Genomic DNA, 322 nt, shown 5'->3' with positions numbered 1-322 from the left:
CGAACGTAGCTACCGGGCAATGCCATTGGCATGACAACCCGAACACCAGCGGTTCGTTCACTCCGGTCCTCTCGTACTAGGAGCAACCCCTCTCAATTCTCAAACGCCCACGGCAGATAGGGACCGAACTGTCTCACGACGTTCTAAACCCAGCTCGCGTACCACTTTAAATGGCGAACAGCCATACCCTTGGGACCGACTTCAGCCCCAGGATGTGATGAGCCGACATCGAGGTGCCAAACACCGCCGTCGATATGAACTCTTGGGCGGTATCAGCCTGTTATCCCCGGAGTACCTTTTATCCGTTGAGCGATGGCCCTTC

General features: G+C 55.9%; 1 rRNA gene. It reads right to left on the bottom strand.

From position 1 onward, the window contains the following. Window positions 1-322 (bottom strand): 23S ribosomal RNA (locus BGP78_RS20615); the annotation flags it as partial.

It is taken from the genome of Pseudoalteromonas sp. MSK9-3 (assembly GCF_003590335.1).
GTDB lineage: Bacteria > Pseudomonadota > Gammaproteobacteria > Enterobacterales > Alteromonadaceae > Pseudoalteromonas.
The sequence above is the reverse complement of the archived record's forward strand: the minus strand, read 5'-3'. Positions and strand labels throughout refer to the sequence as shown.